Consider the following 22781-nt stretch of genomic DNA (forward strand, 5'->3'; position numbering starts at 1 on the left):
GCCCAGGCGGCCGGGGCCTCGTGTCGCCCGTGGGTCTCAGTGGCCCCGGCGGATCCATTCGTCCAGGTGAGGCGCCTCGTTGCCGATGGTGGTCGAGTCGCCGTGCCCGGTGCGTACCGCCGTCTCGGAGGGCAGGGCCAGCAGCCGGTCCCGGATCGAGTCGATGATCGTCGGGAAGTGCGAGAACGACCGGCCGGTCGCGCCGGGGCCGCCCGCGAAGAGGGTGTCGCCGGTGAAGACCGTGCCGAGTCCGGGGGCGTACAGGCAGACCGCTCCCGGCGCGTGACCGGGCGTGTGCAGGACGGTCAGTTCGGTTCCGGCGACGGAGAGGGTCTGGCCGTCGGCCAGTTCACCGTCAGGGGCGCGGTCGGGGTGGGTCTGCTTCCACAGCGGCAGATCGTCGGGGTGCAGCAGGATCGGCGCGCCGGTGGCGGCGGCGAGCGCGGGTGCCGCGTCGATGTGGTCGTTGTGGGCGTGGGTGCAGATGATCGCGCGGAGGGTACGGCCGTTCAGCGCGGCCTCGATCGCGGCGGCGTCATGGGCGGCGTCGATGACGACGGCCTCGCTGTCGTCGCCCACGATCCACACATTGTTCTCCACGTCCCAGGTCCCCCCGTCGAGCGAGAAGACGCCGGAGGTGACGAGACGGTCGATGCGGGCGGCGGTCACAGGACCACGACCGAACGGAGGACATCGCCCTCGTGCATGCGGGCGAACGCCTGCTCGACATCGCCGAGCCCGATGGTCTCGGTGACGAACGCGCCGAGGTCGATCCGGCCCTGCTGGTGAAGGTCGATCAGCATGGGGAAGTCACGTGAGGGCAGGCAGTCGCCGTACCAGGACGATTTGAGCGAACCGCCGCGCCCGAAGACGTCGAGCAGCGGGAGTTCCAGTTTCATCTCCGGGGACGGCACGCCGACGAGGACGACCGTGCCCGCCAGATCGCGGGCGTAGAACGCCTGCCGGTACGTCTCCGGGCGGCCCACCGCCTCGATGACGACATCCGCGCCGAAGCCGCCGGTGAGCTCCCGGATGGCCTCGACGGGGTCGCCGGCGCGGGAGTTGACCGTGTGGGTCGCGCCCATCGTCTTCGCCGTCTCCAGCTTGCGGTCGTCGATGTCGACGGCGATGATCCTCGCGGCTCCGGCGAGGCGCGCGCCGACGATCGCCGCGTCCCCGACGCCGCCGCAGCCGATGACGGCGACGGTGTCGCCGCGGCCGACCTCGCCGGTGTTGACGGCGGCGCCGATGCCCGCCATCACTCCGCAGCCGAGGAGTCCGGCGACGGAGGCGGAGACGGCGGGGTCGACCTTGGTGCACTGTCCGGCCGCGACGAGGGTCTTCTCGGCGAAGGCGCCGATGCCGAGCGCCGGGGACAGCTCCCTTCCGTCGGCGAGGGTCATCTTCTGCCGCGCGTTGTGGGTGTCGAAGCAGTACCAGGGGCGGCCTCGCCGACAGGCCCGGCACCGGCCGCAGACGGCCCGCCAGTTCAGGACGACGAAGTCCCCGGGGGCCACCTCGGTGACATCGGGGCCGACGGACTCGACCACACCCGCCGCCTCATGTCCGAGGAGGAAGGGGAAGTCGTCGTTGATCGCGCCCTGTTTGTAGTGCAGATCGGTGTGACAGACCCCGCACGCCTGGATCTTCACCACGGCCTCGCCGGGGCCGGGGTCGGGGACGGTGATCGTCTCGACCCGCACCGGCTCGTTCTTCCCCGGTGCGATGACACCTTGTACCTGCTGCGACATCGAAAACCCGCCCTTCTCCGTGTTTCTCCGCACATGGGTCGGCCACCACTATGACTGTCACGGCGGCGCGCCGCGATGGCGGGTATGCACGTTACACAGTGGGCCGTAGATGGGTACTTTCCGCCAGATCGACCGGAAGGTGCAACTCCGTCAGACCAGGACATGTCTTCTCCCATGGAAGAGCCACCGACCACACATGCACGGGGGATGTCGCATGACCACGACCATCGAGAACCCACCTGACGGCGAACACACCGAGTACACCGAGCAGCCCGTGAGGGAGGGCGTCGAGCGGGCCGCCGCCGGGCCCTCCGGTGAGCTGACACCGTACGTCGACCCGCTGACGGTCCCGGAGGTGCTGCGCCCGGACGAGCCGGACGTCCGCCGGGAGATCGAGATCGCCCTGCGCCCGACCTGGGTACGGATGCACTCACAGCTGCCGCCGACGCTGATGTGGGGCTACAACGGCACCGTACCCGGCCCGACGATCGAGGTCCGGCGGGGGCAGCGCATCCGGATCGCGTGGACCAACCGAATTCCGAAGGGCAGCGAGTACCCGGTCACCGCCGTGGAGGTGGGGCCCACACCGCCGGGGCAGCCGCTCCCGCACAACCGGCCGGGTCGCGAGGGTGTGAAGCCGAACAAGGACGTGGCGGCGCTGCCGGCCTGGTCGGTGACGCATCTGCACGGTGCGCAGACCGGCGGCGGCAACGACGGCTGGGCGGACAACTCGGTCGGCTTCGGCGACGCGCAGCTCGCGGAGTATCCGAACGACCATCAGGCCGTGCAGTGGTGGTACCACGACCACGCGATGAACATCACCCGCTGGAATGTGTACGCGGGGCTCGTCGGCACCTATCTGATCAGGGACGACGAGGAGGACGCGCTCGGTCTGCCGTCCGGCGGGAGGGAGCTGCCGCTGATCCTCGCCGACCGCAATCTGGACACCGACGACGACGGGCGGCTCAACGGCCGGCTGCTGCACAAGACCTCGGTCCTGGTGCCCAGCCATCCGGAGACGGGCAAGCCGGTGACGCTGCCCTTCGTCGGCCCGTACTCCACGGTGAACGGCACCGTCTGGCCGCATCTGGACGTCGACGCCGCCTGGTACCGCTTCCGGCTGGTGAACGCGTCCAACGCGCGTATCTACAACCTGGTGCTGGTGGACGAGGACAACGATCCGGTCCCCGGCGTGATGCGGCAGATCGGCAGTGACGGAGGGCTGCTGCCGCGCCCGGTGCCGGTGGACTTCACCGACGGCTCACCGCTGGTCGTGGCGCCCGCCGAGCGTTTCGATCTGCTCGTCGACTTCCGCAGGCTCGCCGGACGGAAGCTGCGTCTGGTCAACAAGGGCCGCAACCAGCGGCCGGGCGTGCCCGATCCGGCGGACAGCGTTCCGTATCCGCAGGTCATGGAGTTCCGGGTCGGCAGGGCCAAGGTGGCGGACTCCTTCACGCTGCCCGAGGTACTGTCCGGGTCGTTCCGGCGCTTCGACCACGACCACGTCGACCACGGTCACCGGCTGATCGTGCTGACCCCTCCGGCGACGGTCGGGGGCGGCGGTCATCCGGAGATCTGGGAGATGTCGGAGATCGAGGACGCCGATGTCACGGTGCCGGCGGAAGGAGTGATCCAGGTCCAGGGCCCCGACGGAGAGCTGCGGACCTACCGGCGTACGTCGCGCACGTTCAACGACGGTCTGGGCATCACCATCGGGGAGGGCTCGTACGAGCAGTGGTCGTTCCTCAATCTGGGCGCCCCGGTGCATCCGATGCATATCCATCTCGCGGACTTCCAGGTGCTGGCGCGTGAGTCGTACCGGGTCTCCGGCTTCGATCCGGCGCTGGGCGGGACGCGTACGCCGGTGACGTACGATCCGGACCGCGCCTGGCCGGTCCCGCCGAACGAGCAGGGCTGGAAGGATGTCTTCCGGGTCTCCTCGGCGGAGCTGGTGAAGGTGATGGGCCACTTCGACGGGGCGTACGGCCGGTTCATGTACCACTGTCATCTGCTGGAGCACGAGGACATGGGCATGATGCGTCCGTTCGTGGTCATGCCTCCGCAGGCGCTGAAGTTCGACCACGGCGGCGGACACGGGGGACACAGCGGGCACTGATTCACGGCGAGCACTGATTCACGGCGAGCACTGATTCACGGCGAGCACTGATTCACGGCGAGCACTGAGACTCCGAAGGCGCTGGGGCGACCGCCTCGGAACATGCGGCAGGGCCCGCGGAATCCGCCGTCTCCGCGAGCCCTGCCCGTATACCTGTGCGGTATACGTTCGGAGCCCTGACTGCTCAGGGTGTTGCCGCCGCCCGGCCTTGACACCCGTCGCGAACCCGTCGTGGGAAGAGCGTCGGCCGACCCGTCAGGGGTCCCGCCGACACCGACGTGTTCGCACACCGAGCCGGTCCACCCTCGGGGGCGCGGGGAGGGCGCGGTCGGGTGTCGGCCGCCGGTGGGGGGTGGTCACCGGGGAGCGGCGGCCCGACGGCGCTTCGTCGGGGCAACGCTGCGATCTTGGCAGTCTTCCGGCCCCGGTAACAGAGATCTGAGGTAGTTCTGAGGTTTGCCGGGTGCGTGGCGGAGAGTCCGTGACGCGGAGTCCGTCCGTCACTCCGTTCCGCGTGCGCGGCCCCGCGCCGGGTGTGCCGTCCCTTCGGCGCGCTCGGACCCCCGCGTAGGCGCGCTCGGGCCTCCGCGCATCAGAGCGCTTTCGCCGCTGCCCGGCCTGCCGCCCGGCCCGAGAAGAGGCAACCGCCGAGGAAGGTGCCCTCCAGCGAGCGGTAGCCGTGGACCCCTCCGCCGCCGAAGCCGGCCGCCTCCCCCGCCGCGTACATCCCGGCGAGCGGCTCGCCGCTCTCGGTCAGCACCCGCGAGGAGAGATCCGTCTCCAGGCCGCCGAGCGACTTACGGGTCAGGATGTTCAGCCGTACGGCGATCAGCGGGCCGGCCGCGGGGTCCAGGATGCGGTGCGGGGCCGCCGTGCGGATGAGCTTGTCACCCAGGTACCTGCGCGCCCCGCGGATGGCCGTGACCTGCAGATCCTTGGTGAAGGGGTTCCGGATCTCCCGGTCCCGGGCGAGGATCTCGCGCCGCAGCTCCGCCTCGTCGATCAGCGGCTCGCCGGTCAGCGCGTTCATGCCGCGTACGAGCGCGGCGAGATCTCTCTCGACGACGAAGTCGGCTCCGTGGTCCATGAACGCCTTCACCGGGCCCGGCACATCGGCACGCGCCCGTCCGATCACCCCGCGGACGGACTTCCCCGTGAGATCGGGATTCTGCTCCGAGCCCGAGAGAGCGAACTCCTTGCCGATGATCCTCTGGTCGAGGACGAACCAGGTGTGGTGGTAACCCGACTTCATGATGTGTTCGAGCGTGCCGAGGGTGTCGAAGCCGGGGAAGAGCGGGACCGGCAGCCGCCTGCCCCGCGCGTCGAACCAGAGCGAGGAGGGGCCCGGAAGGATACGGATGCCGTGCCGGGCCCAGACCGGGTTCCAGTTCTCGACTCCTTCGGTGTAGTGCCACATCCGGTCGCGGTTGATGTGGTGCGCGCCGGCGCGCTCGGCGATGCCGAGCATCAGCCCGTCGACATGGGCCGGCACGCCGGAGAGCATCTTCCGGGGCGGCGCGCCGAGCCGGCCGGGCCACTGGGCCCGTACGAGCTCGTGGTTGCCGCCGATCCCACCGGAGGCGACGATCACGGCCTGGGCCCGGAACTCGAACACACCGCGGACCTCACGGCTGCTCGCGGCACCGCGCTCGGCGTCGGACGGTTCGAGGATCTCGCCGCTGACGGTGTCCAGCGCGCCTGTGCTGGAGCCGAGCCCGGTGACCCGGTGGCGGAACCGCAGCCGGACGAGTCCGCGGGCGACGCCTTCCCTGACCCGCCGTTCGAAGGGGGCGACCAGGCCGGGACCCGTGCCCCAGGTGATGTGGAAACGGGGTACGGAGTTGCCGTGGCCGGTCGCGTCATAGCCGCCGCGCTCGGCCCAGCCGACGACCGGGAAGAAGCGCACGCCCCGCTCGCGCAGCCAGGCCCGCTTCTCCCCGGACGCGAAGTCGACGTACGCCTTCGCCCACTCGCGCGGCCGGCGGTCCTCCGCACGGTCGAACCCGGCCGTGCCGAGCCAGTCCTGGTAGGCGAGATCCCGGCTGTCCCGGATCCGCATCCGGCGCTGCTCGGGCGAGTCGACGAGGAACAGACCGCCGAAGGACCAGTGCGCCTGCCCGCCGAAGGACCGCTCCGGCTCCTGGTCCAGCAGGATGACCTTCCGTCCGGCGTCGACGAGTTCGGCGGTGGCCACCAGGCCCGCGAGCCCCGCCCCGATCACGATCACATCAGCGTCGTACGCCATGGTTTCCATCCTCGTCCGGCCGATCGGGCAGTTGGGTGGTCCGATCTTCGGTACGGGCCGGTAACCAGTCAACCGCCGCGACCCGGAGCGCGATGACGGAATGGTGGAATGACGGGTATGAGTACCGGCATGAGTCCCGGCATGAGTCCCGCGGACGAACTTCTGGACATCGTCGACGCGTCCGACCGGATCGTCGGCCGGGCCCGGCGCGGCGACGCGATCGCCCGTGGGCTCCGGCACCGCTGTGCGTTCATTCTGGCCAGAGACGCGCGGGACAGGATCTTCGTGCACCGCCGGACGGCGTCGAAGCTCGTCTTCCCCTCCCTCTACGACATGTTCGTGGGCGGTGTGGTGGCCGCGGGCGAGAGCTACGACGACGCGGCTCTGCGGGAGGCCGAGGAGGAGCTGGGCGTCTCGGGGCTGCCCCGTCCCGTGCCGCTGTTCCGGTTCCTGTACGAGAACGGCCGGCAGACGTGGTGGTCGGCGGTGTACGAGGTCCGCTGCGAGGCGCCCGTGAATCCACAGGTCGAAGAGGTCGCCTGGCACGCCTTTCTGCCGGAGGCCGAGCTGGAGCGCCGGATCGGCGACTGGGAGTGGGTGCCGGACGGCCTGGCGGCGTACGAACGGCTCCGGGCGTACCGCCGTGAGGGTGACCAGGGCCACGGAGCCCCTTGATCATGTCGCCGGTATGGTGCGAAGGGTGACCGATTTTGTACGGAGCCTGCGGCTGTGGTTCGCGCCCGAGCGGGTGCGGGACGAGGGGGAGACCCCCGACTACCGCTTCTCGCTGGCCAATGAGCGCACGTTTCTCGCCTGGCTCCGTACGGCCCTCGCACTGATCGCGGGCGGGTTCGCCGTGGAGCAGTTCCTGCCGGACCTGCGGTGGGCGGTACGGGTGGGACTGGCCCTGGTACTCCTGGCCGCGGGTGTGCTGTGCGCGCTGCGGGCGGTGAACCACTGGGTGCGGTGCGAGCGGGCCATGCGGCGGGGTGAGGATCTGCCGGTCTCGCGTCTGCCCACCTTGCTGAGTCTGGTGGTCGCACTGGTCGCGGTGGGCATGGTGCTCGTGGTGCTGTTCGGCTGGAACGGCGCGCGGTGACACCGGCCGCCGGGCCCGAGCCGAAGCCCGAGCCCGGACCGCAACCGGAACCCGAGCCGGAGCCCGGACCCGCGCGGGATCCCGGGCTTCAGCCCGAGCGGACCCGGCTGGCGTGGCGCAGGACGACGCTCGCGTGCACGGTGGTGGCCGCGCTCGGCGCCCGGCAGGCGGTGCGGGGCGGCGGCACGGCCGGGGCGGTGGGGCTGGCGTTCACTCTGCTGGCGTGGCTGGGCTTTCTCTGGGTGTCCCATCTCCGGGCACGCGTTCTCCGGGCCGGGCCGAGACCGCCCGTCCTGGCGGTGCGGGGAGCCCTGGCGGCGGTGGGTTGCACGGTGGCTCTGGCGGTCTCCGCGGTCGCGATCGTCAGGTGATCGGCGGCGTCGGGCGACGCGCCGCGTGGCTGTGTCGCGCCTTGTCGTCACCATGTGGCGTAGGCGGCCCATACGGCGAGTCGGCATCATGCGTGCTCCGGCGACTACCCTGGATAGGGCAGAACGCCACGAATCAGACAAAGGCGAGGGTCATGACTGTTCTCCATCAGGAACACTCCGCCCACGAACACACACACGGCCCGGCCTGCGGGCACGCGGCGGTGAAGCACGGCGACCACGTCGACTACGCGCACGACGGACACCTCCACCGCAAACACTCCGGCCACTGGGACGAGTGCGAGCCCGGCGAGCATGTGGCGCACAGCGGCCACGCCCATCAGCACGGCCCGGACTGCGGGCACCCGGCAGTGAAGCACGGCGACCATGTCGACTACGTACACGACGGACACCGGCACGCGGCACACGGCGGCCACTGGGACGATCACTGACGATCGCCGAGGCGCGGGGCGACTGAGTAACGGGGCCACTGAGGTGCGCGGGCGGGTGGGGCACGTCAACCCGCCGACCGCCGCGGGCCCGCCGAGGCATCGGGTCCAGCGCGGCACCGGGCTCAGCGAGGAACGGAGTTCGCCGAGGCACCGGGGCCGATGCGGCGCGGTGCCCGGTGCGGCCGGGGCCCGACCGCCGGGCGACCGCCTTCAGCCGAGCGGCCGCCTTCACATGACGCCGCACCCGCCACGCCCGCTTCCCGCGCTCCCCGGATCGATCGCCGATCCGGGGAGTTTCGCGTTCCCGCGCGCGAACGTCGCGTAAGGGCTGCCCCCGCGATGTCGCGCCGCCTCCGGAGTGTGATTCAGCCCTTGTTCCGGCTACCCCACTGGACGACATACCGACTGGTCGGTCATCATAAAGCGGTCACGCCCGTCCGTCCCCGGAGGTATCCAGATGAGCCCCGTCTCCCCGCCAGGTCTCGACCTCGAAAGGCTCCGCGGTCGTCTCGACCGCGAGCGGCCGGGCCTGGTGAGCGGAGCGCTCAGCGCCCGGCTGATCCAGGGCGGGCGTTCCAACCTCACGTACTCCGTCACCGACGGCTCCGGCCACTGGGTCGTGCGCCGCCCGCCGCTGGGGCACGTCCTCGCGACGGCGCACGACATGAAGCGCGAGCACCGGGTGATCAGCGCGCTCCATCCGACGGCGGTGCCGGTGCCCGAGCCGTTGCTCCTGTGCGAGGACGAATCGGTGCTGGGAGCACCGTTCTATGTCATGGAGTTCGTCGAGGGCACCCCGTACCGCACGGCGGAGGAACTGAAGCCCCTCGGCCCCGAGCGCACCCGTGAGGTGGTGCTGGGACTGCTCGACACCCTCGTCGAGCTGCATGCGGTCGACCCCGAGTCGGTGGGCCTCGGCGACTTCGGCCGCCCCGAGGGCTTCCTCGACCGACAGCTGCGGCGGTGGGGAAAGCAGCTGGACGCCTCCCGTAACCGTGACCTCGCCGGTATCGACGAGTTGCAGTCCTCCCTCGGGCGCGCACTGCCCGCCTCCCCCGCGCCGACGGTGATCCACGGGGACTTCCGGCTCGACAACGCCCTCGTCGGCACGGACGACCGGGTCAAGGCGGTGCTGGACTGGGAGATGTCCACCGTCGGCGATCCGCTGACCGACCTCGGGCTCTTGGCTATGTACAGCGCGGAGCTGGATGTCCCCGACGCGCCCATCAGCACCACCGCCGCCGCCCCCGGCCACCCCTCGGTCCCCGAGCTGATCGAGCGGTACGCCGCCCGCTCCGGCCGTGACACCTCCGCCATCTCCTGGTACACGGCGTTCGCCTGGTTCAAGCTCGCCGTGATCCTGGAGGGCATCCACTACCGCTACACCCTCGGGCAGACCGTCGGCGAAGGCTTCGACCGGATCGGCGCACTCGTCCCCGTCTTCATCGAGCACGGGCTCACCACTCTTCAGGAAGGCTGAGTACACCCATGGACTTCGAATTCGACGCGCGGACCGAGGAGCTGCGGGCCAGGCTGCTCGCTTTCATGGAGGAGCACGTCTATCCCGCCGAGTCGGTCGCGGAGGAGCAGCGCGCGCGGCTCGCCTCGCCGTGGGAGACGCCGGCGATCGTGGAGGAACTCAAGGCGGAGGCCCGCAGGCAGGGCTTGTGGAACCTCTTCCTGCCGGACGAGGAGCACGGGGCCGGGCTGACGAATCTCCAGTACGCCCCGCTCGCCGAGATCACCGGTCGCAGCCCGAATCTGGGCCCGACCGCGGTCAACTGCGCCGCTCCCGACACCGGGAACATGGAGTTGCTGGCGCAGTTCGGCGACGAGCGGCAGAAGAAGCAGTGGCTGGAACCGCTGTTGGCGGGTGAGATCCGGTCGGCCTTCGCGATGACCGAGCCCGAGGTGGCGTCGTCGGACGCGACGAACATCCGGACCCGGATCGACCGCGATGGCGACGACTACGTCATCAACGGCCGCAAGTGGTACATCTCCGGCGCGATGAACCCCGACTGCAAGGTCTTCATCGTCATGGGCAAGACGGACCCGGACGGCGCGGACGTCCGCCGCCAGCAGTCGATGATCCTCGTGCCGCGTGACACGCCGGGGCTGGAGATCACGCGTGCCATGCAGGTGTACGGCTACGAGGACCACTCCCACGGAGGCCACGCCGAGGTCGTCTTCGACGACGTCCGGGTCCCGGCGTCGAGTCTGATCGGCGAGGAGGGCGGCGGTTTCGCCATCGCCCAGGCACGGCTCGGGCCGGGCCGTATCCATCACTGCATGCGGCTCATCGGCATGGCCGAGCGCGCGATCGAGCTGATGTGCCGCAGGGCCGTGTCCCGTACGGCCTTCGGCAAGCCGATCGCCGAGCAGGGCGTGGTGCAGAACTGGATCGCGGACGCGCGGGTGACGGTGGAGCAGTTGCGGCTGCTGGTCCTCAAGACCGCCTGGCTCATGGACACGGTCGGCAACCGAGGCGCGCACACCGAGATCCAGGCGATCAAGATCGCGACTCCGCGGGCGGTGGTGGACATCCTGGACAAGGCGGTCCAGGTGCACGGCGGTGGTGGGGTCTCCCAGGACTTCCCGCTGGCGGAACTGTGGGCGGGGGCACGGACGCTGAGGCTGGCGGACGGGCCGGACGAGGTGCATCAGCGGTCGCTGGCACGGCGGGAGCTGAAGCGGTACGTCTGAGGGCTCGCGGAGCGTTCGGTCGCTGGTCCTTATCGCGGGCGACACCCGCGACCGGCGCCGACGGCGGCGGCGGAGCGGAAGGGCGCGTCACCGAGTTCCCTCAGCGCGGTGCCGGAGGGGTTCCCCGGAGAGGTTCGCCGGTGAACGCCTCCGCTCACCTCGCCGGGTCCGCCGGGTCGTGGTGAAGGCCGCGTGAAGGCCGCGCCCTGTTCGATGACGGAGGCCCGCCCCGACCGGGGTGGGCCTCCGCCGCGCCGTCGCCTCTTCCGGGGCGGGGGCCGACCCGCGTGACCGGGTGGCGTTGACCGGGTCGCGTTCCGGCCCCGCGCCCCGTACCCCGCGCCCCATGGCCCGAGTGGGCGGCCGCTGCTCACGTATGGCGGTCACCCCGGCGGGGCGGCCGTCCGGGGACGGAGGGCGGCCCCGCTCCGGAGAGACGAATCACCCCGGCGGGGCGCGCGGACGCCCCGTCCGCCCCGCCCCTGGCCTACGGCCGCAGTGCCCGCAGGAGCAAGTCCGCCAGGTGGTCCGCGACCTGCTGCTTCGTCAGCGGCCCGTCGGGGCGGTACCACGTCGACAGATGGTGGACCGAGCCGAAGTGGTAGTCGACGACCAGATCCGCGGGGGTCGCCGACGAGAAGACGCCGCTCGCCTGCCCCTCCTCCACCAGCGCGCGGAAGCGCTCGTGGTAGCGGCGCCGTTCCACGCGGACCTGCTTGTGCCTCTCCGGGCTCAGATGGTGCATCGACCGGAAGAAGATCTGGGCGTCCTCGAGGTTGTCGATCGTCGTGACGACGACATCGGCCGCCGCGCCGCGCAGCCGCCGTTCCACCGGCTCGTCGGCGTCGGCGAAGGCGTCGAGACGCTCCTGCTGAAGGCGGAGCATACGGGCGTAGACCTCCTGGAGGAGGTCCTCCTTGGAGCCGAAGTAGTGGTACAGCGCGCCCTTGGTGACCCCTGCGGCCTCGACGATCTCCTGGACGGAGGTCCGGTCGTAGCCCTGCTCCGCGAAGAGCCTCGTCGCGGCGGCCAGCAGCTTCTGCGGTACGGGGGTTTCCTCCCCGCCCGACGTCCTGGCCATGCCACCAACCTCTCAATAGATACCACTGGGTAACTTATCCGGGGAAACAGAGTTCCCGCCGGAGGATCTTCCCATTCCCCGTCCTGGGTGGCTCCGGCAGCATCTCCGACTTCCCGCGGATGCCTGGACGCGGCGAGCCGCTCCGCACGGCCGCCGGAGGTGTCGCCGGGCTCAGCTTCCGCTCCGGGACCCGGACCGGCGTACGCCTTCACCGATTCTCCCCGGTAATCGACGTGCACGCCGACCACCGGCCGCGGTCACGCGCACAGCCGGGTGCGCGTGGACGACGTCTCCGGCACCCCCGTCTCCCCCGGAACGAGGTCCCGCCGCGCCGTCGCGACGGCCTCGGCGGCGGCACCGGGACGGCCTCGCCACTCCGGCCACTCCGGCTGCTCCGGTCCCAGAGGTGCGGCGGTACGGCGGTACGCGGCGGTGGTCCCGGCCCTCCACACGCCGGGCGGCGACAGAGGCGACGGAACGGACCTCGGCGGGTGTGCCGCTTCCGGGGCTCACCCGCGTGGACGGAGGCACTGGACGGAGGCGCCGGCGGAAGGCACCGGACGGAGACGCCGAGCCGGAGGCGACGGCGGCCGGACTCAGCCCCCCGCTTCCTCCCACTTCCGCTGGAGGTGGTTCATCCCGGCCAGCCACTGTTCGGGGGCTGTGGCACGGGTCCGGTAGTAGTCGGCCACCTCGGGGTGCGGCAGGATCAGGAAGCGGTCCGCCTCGATGCCGTCGAAGAGGGCGTCCACCACGTCCTCGGGCTCGATCGCGCTGGGGGCGAGCACCAGTTCGCCCGCCGTTCCGGCCTCGGTGAGCATGTCCGTACGCACGCCCTGCGGGCAGATGGCGTGCACCTTGAGCCCTCGGTGGCGGTAGGTGAGCGAGAGCCATTCGGAGAAGGCGTACGCGCCGTGCTTTGAAACGCTGTAGGGAGCCGCGCCGACCATGGTGAGGAGTCCGGCGGCCGAGACGGTGGAGACGAAACGGCCGCTCCCCCGCTCCAGCCAGTCGGGCAGCAGGGTGCGGACCGCGCGGACATGGGCCATGACATTGACGTCCCAGGCCGCCGCCCAGACGCTCTCGTCGGCGAAGGCGTCTCCGGGCGAGGACAGTCCCGCGTTGGCGCAGTAGACGTCGACGGCCCCGCCGAGGACGTCGCGCGCCTCCTCGACGATCGCGGAGGCGTCTCCGGGGACCGCGATCCCGCCGATCTCGCCGGCGACCGCCTCGGCCCTGTGCCGGTCGATGTCGTTGACGACGACCCTGGCGCCCTCCGCCGCGAACCTGCGGGCGAGGGCCGCCCCGATACCGCCGCCCGCGCCCGTGACCACCACTCGCGCGCCCTGCACCGTGCTCATTGCGTTCCACCTCTCCGTGTACCGGCCAATCGACAGACTAACCGGTCGGTATGTACTACGGAAAGACTTCCGGGCGTGGGGACGCCATGTCGGCGCGTTCGCGGGCGGTCGTACCGGGACGGGCCCGTCCCACGCAGGAGTGCGGAGCGGATGGACCGCCTCACCTACGGCGGGTTTCGGCCGAGCCGGGCCGCGCGTCCACCACGGGACCGGCGACGCGCGGCGGCGGGGGTCCCTCAAGGGAGCGTCCTCGGACGGAGATCGCGTACGGTCCACACCGCGAGATGTGCGTTCGATTCCGGCCGCGTCCCGTGCGGGGCCGGTCGTCCGTCCGGTGGGCCCGCGGCATCGGTGGCGTCTGGCCGAAGGAGCCTGTGGCGATACGCCTTTCGGCCGCCCGCTGCGTACTCAACCCACTCCCCCGGATCGCCGCCCGCCGGGCAGGCTCCCCTGCACACCGGTCGGTCCGGGCCGGTCCAGCGACGGCTCTGAACAGGGGTGATCGTGTGCGGTCGGCCGCGGTCCGCCGTCGATCCGATTTAGTCGCGGCCCGTCGGTGGGCCGTACGAGTGCGGTCGGTCGTGTCCCAGGGCTGGCCGTCTCCCCTCGGGCGCAGGATGCTGCTCGCAGGGCCGCGTCCAGGGGGAAAGGGGCAGTTATGCCGGAGATGAGCGTGGGGCCGTATCAGGACATCACCTTCGACAAGGACGGCGATGTCGACACCGCGCAGCGGGACCGGCTGCTGAGGATGGACGTCGCCGATCTGGTGATGTTCGCCCATGGCTGGAACAACTCCCCCGCCGTCGCCGCCCGGCTGTACTCGGCGTTCTTCGCGCCCTTCCCGGAACTGCTCGCACCGCGGGTGCGCCTCGGATACGCGGGGATCGTCTGGCCGTCGATGAAGTTCACCGACGAGCCGATCCCCGATTTCGTCCCCTCCGCTCGGGCGCTCGGAGCCGTACCGTCCGGGCTTGAACCGGAGTCCGGGGCTCCGGATCTGGACCCGGAGACCCGCCACGCCCTCAACGGTCTCTTCCCCGGACACGAGGAGACGGTGGAGCGGCTGGGGCGGCTTCTCGACGAGCGGCCCGAGTCGGCGGAGGCGTTCGCCGAGTTCGGCAGGCTGGCGCGACGGCTGACCGAGGCCCCGGCGGGCGGGCTGGAGACGACCTGCTTCACGGACGATCTCCCGGACGACGAAAAAGGGCCGCCCGCCGTGCTGTTCGAGGACGCGCTCACCCTGTGCCGCAAGTTCGCCGTGGCGCTGGAGGGGTCGCCCGAGGGCGGGGAACCGGCGGCGGTGCAGGCCGTCTCGCTCCCCGGAGGGCTGAAGAAGACCTGGAACGGTGCGAAGGAACTGCTCCGCCAGACCACGTACTACGCGATGAAGCGGCGCGCGGGAACGGTCGGCGAGCTGGGGCTCGGGCCGCTGCTCGGCCAGCTCGCCCGCAGCCGCCCTGAGCTGCGGGTGCATCTCGTGGGCCACAGCCAGGGGGCGCGGCTGGTCGCCTTCGCGCTGCGCGGGCTGCCCGACGGCGTACGGAACGTGAAGTCGGTGACGCTCCTTCAGGGGGCGTTCTCGCACTACGCGTTCGCCGCCGGCCTGCCGCACGCCTCGGGGCGCTCCGGAGCGCTGCGGTCCATGGAGCAGCGGGTGGACGGGCCGGTCGTGGCCTGTCACTCGCGGTACGACAGCGCGCTGGGGACCATCTATCCGCTGGCGTCGAGCCTCGCCCGCGACGACCGGGCCTTCACCGTCCCCCTCCGCCCCGACCAGCGCTGGTGGGCCATCGGATACGACGGTTTCCAGGCCGTGCGGCCGTCGGTCCGGCTGAGTCTGGACGAGGCGCTGACGCGGGGAGTGCCCGCGTCCGGCTGCGTGAGCGTGGACGCGGCGTCGGTGGTGCGGCGCGGCGGGCCGCCGTCGGGTGCGCACAGCGACATCTGCCATCGGGAGCTGGCGCAGGTGGTGGTGGCCGCGGGCCGTATCGGGCCGTGAGCAGCACGGTACGTATCGCGGGCCCTGCGCATGGGACGTCCGGCGAGCACGGGACGCCCTGCACTGCCCGCGTCACTCCGCCGTCCTCGACGAGCCTCGCCACCCGGTCGTCGATCGGATCGCCGCGGTGGACGGGTCCGACGCCGAGGATCGCCGAGGCGCATCCCTTGGCCTGCTTGTCGTTCCCGGAGACGTGGTGCGGGTGTTCGGCGAAGGGGGTGTACGCGGCGGTGTCGGCAGCGGGGTCGAATTCCTTCCACTCGTACCGGTGTTCGGCAGCCACGGGCAGTGCGGGGTCGACGTCCGCCGCCCGTACCGGATTGCCGCTCGCGGTATGCGCGCCGGAGACGAGGTGCGGTACTGAGGGCGGGGCGGGGCAGGGCGGGAATCGGCCGCGATCTATGGCGGGGTATGAGCGTTCAGGGGGCCTGTCGGGGGCGAAGAGGCCGGTGGGAAGGGGTCCGTGGCCACCGGCCCCTGTCTCGGGGGCACTTCACTGATGGACCCCATCGGATTTTCGATGGAGCCGGATCGGGCACTCGTACGTCCATAGGTCAACGCCGATGTACCAGCGACGGAGGTGGCAGTGACGATGGCCGGTTTCCGGAGTCTTGCTAGACAGGTGCGCGATACGCGATGTGATCTGGCGCTGCGGCGCTACTCGCTCCGCAAGTGCCTGGAACGTTTCGCGCCTTACGGGCACCGGGCGACCTGGGATCACCTGTGTGCCCGGCACGGTATCGAGCCCGAGGACCGGGCTCCCGATCCGGCGCGCCTGGTGGCCGCGCTCGAAGAACTCGAACGGGCAAGGACGGTGTGGCTGGCGTACGAGGAGGGCTTCGCCGACCGCCGCAAGCGCGAGAAGTACATCGGACTGCGGCGGCCTTCGTCCGTCGACGACTGGCACCGGCACACCCGGGGCGGGAACGGCGTGGCTCGCTGCGACAGCCCTGACGCGCATCCCTCGGCACCGCTGGACGAGGTGCTGCGCCGGCTGATCGCCGCCCTGGAGAACGAGCCCGGTGCGGCCTGTCCCGTCTGCGGGGGCACCGACATCGTCTGGCGGCAGGATCTGACCAGCGAGCCGTGGACCGGGGTGGTGTGCACGGGCTGCGGCATAGTCGTGCCGCGGCCCGTTCTGACGTCGGAGGCGGTGACGGCGGCCAAGGAGGCCGGACGCCGGGAGCTGGCCTCGGCGGCCTGAGCGACCGGGGGCGGGGGCGCGACGCCGTACGCCGTACGCCCCCTGATGTTCCGGTGGCGCCGGCCGCACACATCGACCGGGGTCGGGGGTCTCGCCGACGGACACCCGTCCTTCGTCAGTGGCGGCCGGCACTGTCGGACGCGTACTTCAGATCTCTCCGACCGGGTTCCGGCAGGTCGTTGAGGGCACCGCCGTGCCGTCGGCTCCGGCCTCGACGGCGGATCCGGCGGCGCGGCCGGGACGCGGGCGAGGCGCCGCCGCGCCCGACGACGCCGTGCGACGAGGACACCTGCCACCGGACGCCGTGGCCCGGGCGGTCACCGCGTCATGGGCGGCACCGGCCAGCCCCGTCGAAGCGCCGACGGACGTGTACGGACGTGTGCAGACGTGTGCGGAGCCGGATCCCGTGCGCCCGTACGAGCGGTGAAGGCGGAAGGTAGCAGACGGAAATCGGCTCGCCCAGTGGTTTGCGCGGAGGAGAGTAGGGGGCGATCAGACGCGGCCGGGGCGGGACGCGGACGCTGTGCGTCCGACCCTGCGGGCCGTGTCGCGAGGGCGGGCCCGCCACGGGGGTGCGGGCCCGCCCTCGACCCGACCGGTGCCGCGGGCGCGGGGGCCTCGCGGACGCCGACCGCGGAAGCCTAGGGCTCTGCGCGTCCTCGGTTCCTTCCGGCCGAGGCCCCCTGCGGACCGTCGGAGCGGACCCTGCCGGGTCATGCGTGTCCGGGACCCGGTTCTCCGCATCCCGTGCCCTGCCGCTGTCCGGACCGGTGATCCACGCGCGGGTCCGCCGAAATCGCCGCCGGAGGAGTCCGGGCGTTCATACGTCGCCACGCCCCGGCCGCGGGCTGAGTAAGGCGCGGTCGCGGCTCACTGCCGGGCGGCACAGGCGTCGGGCCCCTCAGCAACAGCCGCCCGTGCCGCCGAGGTCGCCCACGCCACCGGAACAGTCGCCACCGGAACAGTCGCCACCGGCGGTTCTGCCGACACCGGTGGCACCGGCCGCTCCCGCCGCACCGGCGGCTTCGGTGGCGTTCTCCGGGGCATCGCGCTTCTCACGTTTCCCGGTCGCGTCACGGCTCACCGGCATCAGACGTGAGCCCGCCTGCCGCTTGCCGAAAGCGTCCTCGGGGTTGGAGAGCGCGCAGGTCTCCAGCGAGAGACAGCCGCAGCCGATGCACTCGGTGAGCGTGTCCCGCAGCCGTCCGAGCTGCTTGATCCGCTCGTCCAGCTCACCCCGCCAGGTCTGGGAGAGCCGCGCCCAGTCGTCCCGGTCCGGCGTGCGCCCCTCGGGCAGTTCGGCGAGCGCGTTCCCGATCGTGGCGAGCGGGATGCCGACGCGCTGCGCCGCCCGTACGAACGCCACCCGGCGCAGCGTGTCCCTGCCGTACCGGCGCTGGTTCCCACTGGTCCTCCGGCTCCGGATGAGGCCCTTGGACTCGTAGAAGTGCAGGGCGGACACCGCCGCGCCGCTGCGCTCCGACAGCTGGCCGACCGTGAGTTCGTGAAACTTCTCGGGAGACTGGGGCACTCATCGAAGCCTACTGGTGGTCCGTTGACAGGAGCGCACCCGTCCGAGCATGCTGAGCAAGCGCTTAGACATGAAATGTGCACTTATGACGCCTGAGAGGCAGGGACCGGGAACATGGCCGAGCCGAGGATCTTCACCTCCGCCGAGGAGCTGCGCGCCGGGGTCGGCGAGCAACTGGGCCACAGTGACTGGCTGGAGGTCGACCAGAAGCGGATCGATCTGTTCGCCGACGCGACCGGCGACCACCAGTGGATCCATGTGGACCCGGAGCGCGCGGCGAACGGCCCCTTCGGGAGGACGATCGCGCACGGGTACCTCACCCTCTCCCTGCTGCCCGCCCTGGTCCCGCAGGTGATCCGGGTCGAGGGCGTGAAGATGGGCCTGAACTACGGGACCAACAAGGTCCGCTTCCCCGCCCCCGTGCCGGTGGGATCGCGTCTGCGCGCCACGGCGGTCCTCCAGAGCGTGACGGAGGCGGGCGGCGGTGTGCAGGTGACCGCCCAGGTCACGGTCGAGCGCGAGGGCGGCGACAAGCCGGTGTGCGTGGCCGAGTCGGTGTCGCGGTACTTCTTCTGACCGTCGCGCGACCGCCCCTCCTCGCGCGCACAGGCCCCGCGCGCGTACGGCCCCGGCGTGGAGCCGGAGCGGAGGAGGGACTCAGCGCCGGGCGGAGACCATGCGCAGGACGAGGTCGGCGTAGAGCGCGCCGACCTCTTCGGGCGTCCGGGTTCCACCGGTCTTGAACCAGCGCGCCACGTCGATGCAGAGCGAGAGCACGGCCAACGTGGTTCCGGGCACATCCGGCACGTCGAACTCCCCCGACGCCACGCCGTCCTGCAGGATCCCGCGTACGACGGCGTCGCTGCGGCGGCGCAGCGCCACGATCTCGGTGCGGTGCTCAGGGGAGAGCGCGTCGAGTTCGTACTGGACCACACGCGCGGTGTCGTGGCGTCCGGCGTGCCAGCGGACGAAGGAGGCGACGGCGTCGGCGAGCCGCTCAGTGGGCGTCCCGCCGCCGGCGTCGGCCGACTCCAGGACTTTCAGGGCCCTGGAGTGCCCGATCCGGCTGATGCGGTGAAGCAGCTCTTCCTTGGTCTTGTAGTGGATGTAGAGCGCGGCGGGGCTCATCCCCGCGCGGCCCGCGATATCGCGGGTCGTGGTGGCGTGGTAGCCCCGCTCGGCGAATGCCTCGACGGCGGCGACGAGCAGCTTCCTCGCCGCGTCGGGCGCGACCTCGCCCCACGGCAGGTCCGCGCCGTCCATCTGCTCGGCCGCAGTCATGGGCTCTCCTTGGGCTCATCCGGGAGGAACACCATACCTCCCAGGGTGAGCAAGCGCTTAGGGTCTGCGCAGGTGGCCCAGCGGGCCCGCGGAGGAGTCCCGTACGGCGGCGGACGCACCCTCACGGCCGGGGCGGGCGTCGCCGGGGCGGCCCGCGAGGCGGGCTGGGGGACAAGGCGGGCGGGGGCACAGATCCGCCCACGCCCGATCGCCGATGGCCCGACACCGCCGGTCCGGCGGTCCGGCGGTCGTCCGCTGCCGCCGTCCACCGTGGCCGCCCCGCATGGCGGGTACGCGGCGGCCACGCTCCGACGACGCCGCGGGACCAGCCGCGGGATCAGATGTCGAAACCGAGCAGATGCCCGGGCGCGGGGCAGATTCTGCGGCCCCGGTGGTCGAAGACGTACAACTGCGCGAGATCGACCAGCACGGGCACCTGCGCACCGGGGCGGAGCCATGTGTCGGGGCTGGCCCGTACGACGAGATCGCTCGACGGGACGGGCGGACGCTCCGGGTCGTACGGACCATAGGTCCCGTACGACGGCGGATCGGGGTCCTCCAGTACGAGCGCGCCGCCCGTCGCCACGGCGACGTGCTCGGCGGCCCGCGCCTTGAGCCGGTTCAGTACACCCGTCCCGTTTCCGGTCCTCCGGCGGCGCGCGGGGGGCTCGGTCCGGCGGGCGGATTCGAGTTCGGGCACCACGGCCGGCCGCGATCCGGTGTTGAGGTGCACCAGGGCCTCGTGCCCCTGGTACTCCACGAAGTCGACGGTCCCCGTCAGCAGGGCCTCCCCCGGCTGCGCCTCGCCCGGTGAGGCGATCCTCGCGGCCTCCGAGCGCAGACCCACGATGAGTTGCCTGCCCTGGTGGATGCGGAGCAGCTGATGGTCGGGCCGGAGGGGTTCGGGCAGCTGGAGGCGCTGCCCGCCGAGGAGGAGCGACATATGGTCGGCCAGCGGCGCGTACACGATGGCCTGAAGCAGATTGATCCGGGGAGTGCCGATGAACGCGGCGACGAAGACGTTCTGAGGCAGGGCGTATGTCTCGCGCGGGCTGCTCACCTGCTGAAGGACGCCACCGCGCATCACCGCGACCCGGTCGCCCAGCGACATGGCCTCCGACTGGTCATGGGTGACGTAGACGGTGGTCGCGCCCAGCTCGCGCGTGAGCCGGGATATTTCTGCTCGCAAATAGTTACGGAGCTTGGCGTCGAGATTGGAGAGCGGTTCATCCATCAGAAAAGCGCTGGGCCGCCGGGAGATGGCCCGGCCCATGGCGACCCGCTGGCGTTCGCCGCCGGAGAGCTGGCTCGGGTAGCGGTCCAGTACGTCTTCGATGCCCAGGACCTTGGCCGTGGCTTCGACGCGGGGATTTCTGTCCCAGCGGCGCTTGTCCTGCCGTAGCGGGAAGCCGATGTTGTCCCGGTTGGTCATGGTCGGATAGAGAGCGAAGTTCTGGAACACCATCGCCATGGAGCGATCGCGGGGAGGCATGTCGTTAGCCGGTTCGCCATCGAGAAGCAATTCACCGTCGGTGATCTCCTCCAGGCCGGCGATCATGCGGAGAACGGTCGACTTCCCGCAGCCTGACGGGCCGAGGAGCACGATGAATTCCCCTGGCTCGATATCGAGTGTGAAACGGTCCACGGCACGCGTGCCGCGTCCGTAGCGCTTGGTGACATGGTGAAGGGAGATGGCGCGAGTCATGTGGTTCCGCCGAGAAGTGGGGGAGCGGCTGAGAGCCTGAAAGTTAGCCGACTATTCCCTTTCGGGGAATGCGTCGGACGGATGATGTTCGCGCCGCTATTTATTCAAGAAGGTTGCTTGTAGAGGTAGTTGAACGGGCGTGCCATCGATTTCCATTTCCTCCGGGGCATTCGACTCGCGGTAACCGGGCCCACCCGAGGCCGGAGAAGCACGCCAAGCATGACAAATGGAGCCGCAGGTACGACGCGACCACCGCGATTCGGCGCTGTGCGGGCAGTGGCGGCGAGCGGCGCGGCTTCCCGCGCGGGACGCGGGACATAGAACACAGAACGCAGAACGCGGGACCTTGCAGACCCGGGACGCAGGACGCGGGACCCAGCAAGGGAGAACCGCCATGCCGCCCGGATGACGTTGACGGGACCGTCCGCCAATCCTACGGTTGTCCATAGGATTCCTTCGGCACCGGGAGCTGACGATGAGCGGGATCGGGCGGACACAGTCCGAGCAGGCACCATCCGGGCACGAGCCGTCCGGACGGACACCGTCCGGACCGGCGCCCTCCGCGCGTGCACGGAAGATCGCCGAATCGCTCGTCCACTCCCCCGGCTTCGGCAATGAGCACAGCTCTGAGGCCGTCCCCGGCGCGCTCCCCGTCGGACGGAACTCGCCCCAGCGCGCCCCCCTCGGGCTGTACGCGGAACAGCTGAGCGGCTCCGCGTTCACCGAGCCGCGCGCCCGCAACCGCCGCTCGTGGCTGTACCGCATCCGCCCGTCGGCCGCGCATCCCCCCTTCCGCCGCGTCGACAACGGCGGCATCCGCAGCGCGCCGTTCACGGAGACCGTCCCCGACCCCAACCGGCTGCGGTGGGACCCGCTCCCGGAGCCCTCGCCCGGTACGGACTGGCTGGCCGGTCTCTGGACGCTCGGCGGCAACGGGGACACGACCCAGCGCACGGGCATGGCCGTGCACCTCTACCACGCCACCTCCTCCATGACGGACCGGGTGTTCAGCGACGCCGACGGCGAACTGCTGATCGTCCCCGAGCACGGCGGGCTGCTGCTCGTCACGGAGCTGGGCCTGCTCGCCGCCCGCCCCGGCGAGGTCGCGCTGATCCCGCGCGGTGTCCGCTTCCGCGTGGAGCTGCTGGACGAGCGGGCGCGCGGATACGTCTGCGAGAACTACGGGCAGCCGTTCCAGCTCCCCGATCTGGGCCCGATCGGCGCCAACGGACTCGCCAACGTCCGTGACTTCCTCGCGCCGACGGCCGCGTACGAGGACGTGGACCGCCCGGTCGAGGTCATCAGCAAGTACTGCGGCAACCTCTGGTCCGCGGTGTACGACCACTCCCCGCTCGATGTGGTCGCCTGGCACGGCAGCCACACCCCGTACGTCTACGATCTGCGCCGCTTCAACGTCATCGGCACCATCTCGTACGACCACCCGGACCCGTCGATCTTCACGGTCCTGACCGCCCCCACCGACACCCCCGGCCTCGCGGGCGTCGACTTCGTGGTCTTCGCGCCGCGCTGGCTCGTCGGCGAGGACACCTTCCGGCCGCCGTACTTCCACCGCAATGTGATGAGCGAGTACATGGGCCTGATCGAGGGGGCCTACGACGCCAAGACGGCCGGGAAGGGCGGGTTCGTGCCCGGCGGCGGCTCCCTGCACAACATGATGTCGGCGCACGGCCCCGACCGGGACACCTTCGACAAGGCCGGCGCGGCCGAGCTGAAGCCGCAGAAGGTCGACGACGGGCTGGCGTTCATGTTCGAGACGCGCTGGCCGGTGACCACGACCGGGCAGGCCGCGGGAGCCGGCCATCTCCAGCAGGGGTACGACAACGTGTGGCAGGGTCTTGAGCGTCATTTCATGTCCTGATACGGA

General features: G+C 71.1%; 19 protein-coding genes and 1 pseudogene. 11 read left to right on the plus strand and 9 right to left on the minus strand.

All coding sequences use genetic code 11. The features are described from left to right. Nucleotides 1–36 precede the first annotated feature (36 nt). Both ACWEFL_RS23140 and ACWEFL_RS23145 read right to left on the minus strand, forming a co-directional pair. Nucleotides 37–669 carry an MBL fold metallo-hydrolase gene (locus ACWEFL_RS23140; RefSeq protein WP_451715738.1) on the minus strand — a complete coding sequence of 211 codons (633 nt, stop codon included), beginning with the start codon at nucleotides 667–669 and terminating at the stop codon, nucleotides 37–39. Continuing rightward, entirely contained in the window at nucleotides 666–1751 is a 1086-nt protein-coding gene (locus ACWEFL_RS23145) for an S-(hydroxymethyl)mycothiol dehydrogenase (protein ID WP_451715741.1), read from the minus strand. The genes ACWEFL_RS23140 and ACWEFL_RS23145 overlap by 4 nt, the downstream gene beginning before the upstream one ends. Nucleotides 1752–1965: 214 nt before the next feature. Between ACWEFL_RS23145 and phsA the strand changes: the two genes are divergently transcribed. Continuing rightward, complete coding sequence (phsA, locus tag ACWEFL_RS23150; RefSeq protein ID WP_451715743.1) at nucleotides 1966–3867, plus strand: O-aminophenol oxidase PhsA; 1902 nt, start codon at nucleotides 1966–1968, stop codon at nucleotides 3865–3867. 592 nt (nucleotides 3868–4459) lie between these two features. Here phsA and ACWEFL_RS23155 read toward each other — a convergent pair. Beyond that, nucleotides 4460–6112 carry an FAD-binding dehydrogenase gene (locus tag ACWEFL_RS23155; RefSeq protein ID WP_451715745.1) on the minus strand — a complete coding sequence of 551 codons (1653 nt, stop codon included), beginning with the start codon at nucleotides 6110–6112 and terminating at the stop codon, nucleotides 4460–4462. Nucleotides 6113–6253: 141 nt separating this feature from the next. Between ACWEFL_RS23155 and ACWEFL_RS23160 the strand changes: the two genes are divergently transcribed. The 6 genes from ACWEFL_RS23160 to ACWEFL_RS23185 all read left to right on the plus strand — a co-directional run bounded on the left by ACWEFL_RS23160 (nucleotide 6254) and on the right by ACWEFL_RS23185 (nucleotide 10734). Beyond that, on the plus strand, nucleotides 6254–6787 hold the full coding sequence (locus ACWEFL_RS23160; RefSeq protein WP_451715748.1) for an NUDIX hydrolase: 534 nt from the start codon (nucleotides 6254–6256) through the stop codon (nucleotides 6785–6787). A 25-nt stretch (nucleotides 6788–6812) separates the two neighbouring features. Then, nucleotides 6813–7211, plus strand: coding sequence for a YidH family protein (locus tag ACWEFL_RS23165; RefSeq protein ID WP_451715751.1), 399 nt, complete (start codon nucleotides 6813–6815; stop codon nucleotides 7209–7211). Further along, complete coding sequence (locus tag ACWEFL_RS23170; RefSeq protein WP_451715753.1) at nucleotides 7208–7582, plus strand: DUF202 domain-containing protein; 375 nt, start codon at nucleotides 7208–7210, stop codon at nucleotides 7580–7582. Before ACWEFL_RS23165 ends, ACWEFL_RS23170 begins: the two co-directional genes overlap by 4 nt. 152 nt (nucleotides 7583–7734) lie before the next feature. Beyond that, complete coding sequence (locus ACWEFL_RS23175; protein WP_451715755.1) at nucleotides 7735–8031, plus strand: hypothetical protein; 297 nt, start codon at nucleotides 7735–7737, stop codon at nucleotides 8029–8031. 457 nt (nucleotides 8032–8488) lie between these two features. Then, nucleotides 8489–9511: a phosphotransferase family protein gene (locus ACWEFL_RS23180; protein WP_451715757.1), complete on the plus strand. Its 1023-nt coding sequence runs from the start codon at nucleotides 8489–8491 to the stop codon at nucleotides 9509–9511. A gap of 8 nt (nucleotides 9512–9519) precedes the next feature. Beyond that, on the plus strand, nucleotides 9520–10734 hold the full coding sequence (locus ACWEFL_RS23185) for an acyl-CoA dehydrogenase family protein (protein WP_451715759.1): 1215 nt from the start codon (nucleotides 9520–9522) through the stop codon (nucleotides 10732–10734). A gap of 487 nt (nucleotides 10735–11221) precedes the next feature. Here the strand turns inward: ACWEFL_RS23185 and ACWEFL_RS23190 are convergent, their stop codons facing one another. Next, on the minus strand, nucleotides 11222–11815 hold the full coding sequence (locus ACWEFL_RS23190; protein ID WP_451715761.1) for a TetR/AcrR family transcriptional regulator: 594 nt from the start codon (nucleotides 11813–11815) through the stop codon (nucleotides 11222–11224). 596 nt (nucleotides 11816–12411) lie between these two features. Next, the gene (locus ACWEFL_RS23195; RefSeq protein WP_451715764.1) at nucleotides 12412–13176 is read right to left on the minus strand and encodes an SDR family oxidoreductase; all 765 of its coding nucleotides are present in this window, start codon (nucleotides 13174–13176) and stop codon (nucleotides 12412–12414) included. Nucleotides 13177–13843: 667 nt separating this feature from the next. Between ACWEFL_RS23195 and ACWEFL_RS23200 the strand changes: the two genes are divergently transcribed. Continuing rightward, complete coding sequence (locus ACWEFL_RS23200) at nucleotides 13844–15175, plus strand: serine-threonine protein kinase (protein ID WP_451715964.1); 1332 nt, start codon at nucleotides 13844–13846, stop codon at nucleotides 15173–15175. A gap of 64 nt (nucleotides 15176–15239) precedes the next feature. Here ACWEFL_RS23200 and ACWEFL_RS23205 read toward each other — a convergent pair. Then, nucleotides 15240–15497, minus strand: a pseudogene (locus tag ACWEFL_RS23205) (hypothetical protein); the annotation flags it as partial. Nucleotides 15498–15767: 270 nt separating this feature from the next. Between ACWEFL_RS23205 and ACWEFL_RS23210 the strand changes: the two are divergent. Beyond that, nucleotides 15768–16379, plus strand: a complete 612-nt coding sequence (locus ACWEFL_RS23210; RefSeq protein WP_451715967.1) for a hypothetical protein — start codon at nucleotides 15768–15770, stop codon at nucleotides 16377–16379. 901 nt (nucleotides 16380–17280) lie between these two features. Here the strand turns inward: ACWEFL_RS23210 and soxR are convergent. Then, nucleotides 17281–17910 carry a redox-sensitive transcriptional activator SoxR gene (gene soxR / locus ACWEFL_RS23215; RefSeq protein WP_451715767.1) on the minus strand — a complete coding sequence of 210 codons (630 nt, stop codon included), beginning with the start codon at nucleotides 17908–17910 and terminating at the stop codon, nucleotides 17281–17283. A gap of 114 nt (nucleotides 17911–18024) precedes the next feature. Here soxR and ACWEFL_RS23220 point away from each other — a divergent pair, with 114 nt between their 5' ends. Next, a complete protein-coding gene (locus ACWEFL_RS23220; protein ID WP_451715769.1) occupies nucleotides 18025–18486 on the plus strand; it encodes a MaoC family dehydratase in 462 nt (153 codons plus the stop codon). A gap of 81 nt (nucleotides 18487–18567) precedes the next feature. Here ACWEFL_RS23220 and ACWEFL_RS23225 read toward each other — a convergent pair whose 3' ends face one another. Both ACWEFL_RS23225 and ACWEFL_RS23230 read right to left on the minus strand, forming a co-directional pair. Next, complete coding sequence (locus ACWEFL_RS23225; protein ID WP_451715772.1) at nucleotides 18568–19191, minus strand: TetR/AcrR family transcriptional regulator; 624 nt, start codon at nucleotides 19189–19191, stop codon at nucleotides 18568–18570. Nucleotides 19192–19528: 337 nt separating this feature from the next. Continuing rightward, entirely contained in the window at nucleotides 19529–20896 is a 1368-nt protein-coding gene (locus tag ACWEFL_RS23230) for an ABC transporter ATP-binding protein (protein WP_451715773.1), read from the minus strand. 475 nt (nucleotides 20897–21371) lie between these two features. Between ACWEFL_RS23230 and hmgA the strand changes: the two genes are divergently transcribed. Next, nucleotides 21372–22775, plus strand: a complete 1404-nt coding sequence (gene hmgA / locus ACWEFL_RS23235) for a homogentisate 1,2-dioxygenase (RefSeq protein ID WP_451715776.1) — start codon at nucleotides 21372–21374, stop codon at nucleotides 22773–22775. The last annotated feature ends 6 nt before the right edge of the window (nucleotides 22776–22781 follow it).

The sequence above is a fragment of the Streptomyces sp. NPDC004838 genome, assembly GCF_053600955.1.